A 4563-nucleotide genomic window follows, 5' to 3' on the forward strand; every position below is an offset into this window, starting at 1 on the left:
GCTAGGCAAACCAGTCGCTACATAGACCGCCATTTAGTGTGTAATACATTAAAACAAGCTTTATTTCGGCGTCACTTTCCTAAAAATGTACTCATTCATAGTGACCAAGGAAGCCAATATTGCAGTGCTGATTTCAAGCAATTATTGTTACAATATGGGCTAAGGCAAAGCATGAGTCGAAGAGGCAACTGCTTTGATAATGCGGTTGTTGAGAGTTTTTTTCATACACTCAAAACACATATTATTCATGACTGTTACTACAAAACGAGGAAGCAGGCTAATAAAGCACTATTTGAATATATTGAAATCTATTATAATCGGATACGCCGTCATTCAGCCAATGGCTGGGTATCACCTGAACAATATGAACAACAATATTACCAAAACGAAAAAATGATAGAGGCGGGCACTGTCTAATATTTTGGCGAGGATCAAGCACTCTTACCAGAAGAGGCAATTATTGGTGGATTTTTAAGTGGCACAGCTAGCATTGGTGGTCAATATTATTTTAATGAAGATGGTAGTATCAGTTGGAGAGATGTAGGAATAGCAACAGGAACGGGTGCTTTTACTGCCGGATTTGGCACTAAATTTTGGGGAACAATCAGTTGGAATGCTGCTGGGGGTGCATTATCGAATCAATTAGATGGTAAAGATCCTGTAACAGGTGCCATAATTGGTGCTGGCTCATCAACAATTGGTTATGGCGTTGGGAAATATGCAGAAAAAGGACTCCGTCCAATCTTTAATCCAGCAGCAAATAAATATATTCATGAAACAAATAAAGGTTTTTTAGGAATAACAGGGCATTATACAGAAAGCCCAATTCCTACTTGGACTGGAAGTGGCATTTCATCTAGTTCAAGTGAATATTTAAATAAAAAAACAACTGAAATAATTAAAAATAATAGAGATAAAAATGAATAGAAAATATTTAATACTTATATATTTCTGCTCTATAATGCCTATAGGCTTTTTTTTATTTTATCTAATAACAAACATATTATTTTTTTTATGTGGTTTTATTCTTTATGGAGAGGCAGATTTTGATCTGGGTAATATACAACAAATTTTGTTTTTTCCATGCTTAGGTCTTATCATGGGAATTGCTTGTTGGTATTCAGTATGCCGTCGCTCAGGTATTAAGATTTTCGGAAAATAATATTATCCCAGCTTTAATGCTGGGATTTTACCCTATCCAAAATTTTGTATATTTGTTATTTAAAGATAGTAGTTAATTTTGTGACTAAATTCTTAACTTCGCCAAAATATTAGATAGTGCTAGCTTCTATCATTTTATCGTTTTTGTAATCAATCATAATGTGGTAGACAGCCAATTACAAGCTAACCAAGCGACCAAAAACCTAGGCACCATGGGGGGAGATGTCAGCAAAGGGATTGACACAGCGACATCAATTATCACAGGCATTATTACCGGTGACATTACAGGAGGCCTTGCGGGGGCCAGTGCGCCATGGATAGCCGAGCAGATAAAACTGCACACAGGGCATATGGATAAAGACGGCAACTGGGTGAGTGATAACGAAACAGCAAGATTAGTATCGCATGCGATACTCGGTGCGGTGGTAGCGGAATTACAAGGCAACTCAGGCCTAGCAGGGGGAGCTGGTGCCGTAGGTGGCGAGCTAGCGGCAAAAGTTATCTTAGATAACCTCTATGGTGGAAAAGACATCAAAGACCTCACTGAAGCTGAAAAACAAAACATCAGCGCATTAACCCAATTAGTGATGGGACTATCAACCGCAGTAAGTGGCGGAGATGCAGGAGACATCAGCACCTCGATAGCTGCGAGTAAGAATGCGGTTGAGAATAACTTTATGGCCTTGCAAGTAATGGATGAATTTGACCGTGATTATCGAGATGGTTTGTTACTATTTAAAGGCGATAAAAAAGCAGCAACAGATTATGCGAACGAAATGATTCGAGATAGAGCAATTGCAAGCGGTACTATATTAGCACCAGTTGTGATAGCACTCTTACCAGAAGAGGCAATTATTGGTGGATTTTTAAGTGGCACAGCTAGCATTGGTGGTCAATATTATTTTAATGAAGATGGTAGTATCAGTTGGAGAGATGTAGGAATAGCAACAGGAACGGGTGCTTTTACTGCTGGATTTGGCACTAAATTTTGGGGAACAATCAGTTGGAATGCTGCTGGGGGTGCATTATCGAATCAATTAGATGGTAAAGATCCTGTAACAGGTGCCATAATTGGTGCTGGCTCATCAACAATTGGTTATGGCGTTGGGAAATATGCAGAAAAAGGACTCCGTCCAATCTTTAATCCAGCAGCAAATAAATATATTCATGAAGCAAACAAAGGTTTTTTAGGAATAACAGGGCATTATACAGAAAGCTCAATTCCTACTTGGGGGGAGGCTTATTTGATTCTGTAATAAGCACAGGTTCTGAAAAAATTATTCAGACACAAACTAAGAGTAATAATAATGAAAAAAAATAGAAAATATGTAGCACTCTTCTATTTGACAGTTGGTACTCCTTTTGTGCTTTTTTGCGCACAGGTATTATTTTATTTAATGATTTCAATAGTCATTATGGCTATTGAACAAAGTGATTTAAAGTTTTTTATTGAATTTATAAAAGAATATATATATACAATTTTTAAACTTTCTTGCTTTGTAGGTATTTTATCTGGAGCTATCATCTGGTATGCGGAGTGTCGTCGCTATGGAATTAAAATATTTGGTAAATAATATTATCCTAGCTTTAATGCTGGGATTTTACCCTATCCAAAATTTTGTATATTTGTTATTTAAAGATAGTAGTTAATTCTGTGACTAAATTCTTAACTTCGCCAAAATATTAGCTAGCGCTCGCTTCTATCATTTTATCGTTTTTGTAATCAATCATAATGCGGTAGACAGCCAATTACAAGCCAACCAAGCGACCAAAAATCTAGGCACAATGGGGGGAGATGTAAGCAAAGGGATTGACACAGCGACATCAATTATCACAGGCATTATTACCGGTGACATTACAGGAGGCCTTGCGGGGGCCAGTGCGCCGTGGATAGCCGAACAGATAAAACTGCACACAGGGCATATGGATAAAGACGGCAACTGGGTGAGTGATAACGAAACAGCAAGATTAGTATCGCATGCGATACTGGGTGCGGTGGTAGCGGAATTACAAGGCAATTCAGGACTCGCTGGGGGAGCCGGTGCCGTAGGCGGCGAGCTGGCGGCAAAAGTCATCTTAGATAACCTCTATGGTGGAAAAGGCATCAAAGACCTCACTGAAGCTGAAAAACAAAACATCAGCGCATTAACCCAATTAGTGATGGGACTATCAACTGCAGTAAGTGGCGGCGATGCAGGAGACATCAGCACCTCGATAGCTACGAGTAAGAATGCGGTGGAGAATAATAATTTAGCTAGAGCTGCGTGGTACCTAGTACGCCCAAGTGAAATTGGTGCACCAGTTAGTATTAATGCGGTAGATGTATTAATGGCTGAAGGTCTTACAGCAGCAGAATCAAAAGCATTTTTAGAAAGTCTAAATTTGGAACAAAGGCGACTAATTGAAATTGCATTAGTCGATCCAATGGGAGATGGATTCCTTGAAGATGCAGTACTAAAAACTTATGAGCGTTATTATAATGATTCTCTAAAGAAGAAGGAGGGTAAGAAAAATACGGATAATGCGTTAGCAGGAACTGGAAGTAGTACAGCTGGCGGGGCTTCTGGATTACCACCTGATGATGACGATAGTAGAAATGATTCTAATAAAAAGTCAGATATAAAAATGGCAAATGATAACTACCTTAAGAAAAAAGGATTTGATGCTCATAAGATTAAAGAAGAATTTTTTGGAAAAGGCAGTAACTCTAAATATGATATTTATATTGACAAGAAGAGTGGTGAGTTAATGTTATTTAGAAAAGGTGGTTTGGGTGATGGTATTAGAACTGGTTATTTTATAAAATAGGATATAAAAATGGATAGAACGACAGTGTCTGTATCATTTTCTATTTATGGAGATGATTTTGACTTAAATGATGTAATAAAAAGAATAGGCATAGAGCCAAATGAAACTAGAATAAAAGGATTAGTTCCTGAAGGGGGAAGAAACAAAAGTGTTGAAACAAGTTGGACAGTAGCTACTAAAGAAGAGTTTTCGTTTGATATTAATGATCAATTAGATAAGATAATTGCTTTATTGAAACCTAGAGAAAACATACTATTAAAAATTAAAAATGATTTCAAAGTAAATTTTGTTTTTATGATTTTAATAAAAATAGAAAATAATGAGAAGCCAGCAATATATTTTAATACTAAAAGCTTAAATTTTATTAATGGGATAAACGCAGAAATAGAAATTGATTATTATATTTATAGTTAAAATAGGTTATATTCTAAATTTTGCGCCTTTGCCATTTAAAAGTGACAGTTAATGCTGTCACTAAATTCTATAATTAATTTTTTTATTACTAATTTCGGCTTAGCACTGCTTTAACCATTATTATTTTTATACACCATTGTAGAAAATAAAGCCTACTTGTTGCATTGCGCATTGTGTCAT

The 4563-nt window shown here is 36.6% G+C and carries 5 protein-coding genes; all 5 read left to right on the top strand.

Annotated features, from left to right (window positions below; all coding sequences use genetic code 11):
- The coding region (locus A9G25_RS07755) for an IS3 family transposase (RefSeq protein WP_141675053.1) at window positions 1-417 on the top strand (417 nt) is incomplete at its 5' end.
- Window positions 418-1322: 905 nt separating this feature from the next.
- Window positions 1323-2417, top strand: coding sequence for a VENN motif pre-toxin domain-containing protein (locus tag A9G25_RS07760; RefSeq protein ID WP_141675054.1), 1095 nt, complete (start codon window positions 1323-1325; stop codon window positions 2415-2417).
- A gap of 51 nt (window positions 2418-2468) precedes the next feature.
- Window positions 2469-2735, top strand: coding sequence for a hypothetical protein (locus A9G25_RS07765; RefSeq protein WP_065626446.1), 267 nt, complete (start codon window positions 2469-2471; stop codon window positions 2733-2735).
- A 211-nt stretch (window positions 2736-2946) separates the two neighbouring features.
- Window positions 2947-3969 carry a VENN motif pre-toxin domain-containing protein gene (locus A9G25_RS07770; protein WP_065626447.1) on the top strand — a complete coding sequence of 341 codons (1023 nt, stop codon included), beginning with the start codon at window positions 2947-2949 and terminating at the stop codon, window positions 3967-3969.
- Between the two features lie 9 nt (window positions 3970-3978).
- On the top strand, window positions 3979-4383 hold the full coding sequence (locus tag A9G25_RS07775) for a DUF4279 domain-containing protein (RefSeq protein WP_065574078.1): 405 nt from the start codon (window positions 3979-3981) through the stop codon (window positions 4381-4383).
- Window positions 4384-4563: the final 180 nt, after the last annotated feature.

The sequence above is a fragment of the Gilliamella sp. Bif1-4 genome (assembly GCF_001690535.1).
Classification (GTDB): Bacteria; Pseudomonadota; Gammaproteobacteria; order Enterobacterales; family Orbaceae; genus Gilliamella; species Gilliamella bombi.

Bases quoted from the DNA above. Each gene is read 5' to 3' on its own strand.
- A9G25_RS07765 (WP_065626446.1), top strand. From the start codon at position 2,469: ATGAAAAAAAATAGAAAATATGTAGCACTCTTCTATTTGACAGTTGGT.
- A9G25_RS07770 (WP_065626447.1), top strand. From the start codon at position 2,947: ATGGGGGGAGATGTAAGCAAAGGGATTGACACAGCGACATCAATTATC.
- A9G25_RS07775 (WP_065574078.1), top strand. From the start codon at position 3,979: ATGGATAGAACGACAGTGTCTGTATCATTTTCTATTTATGGAGATGAT.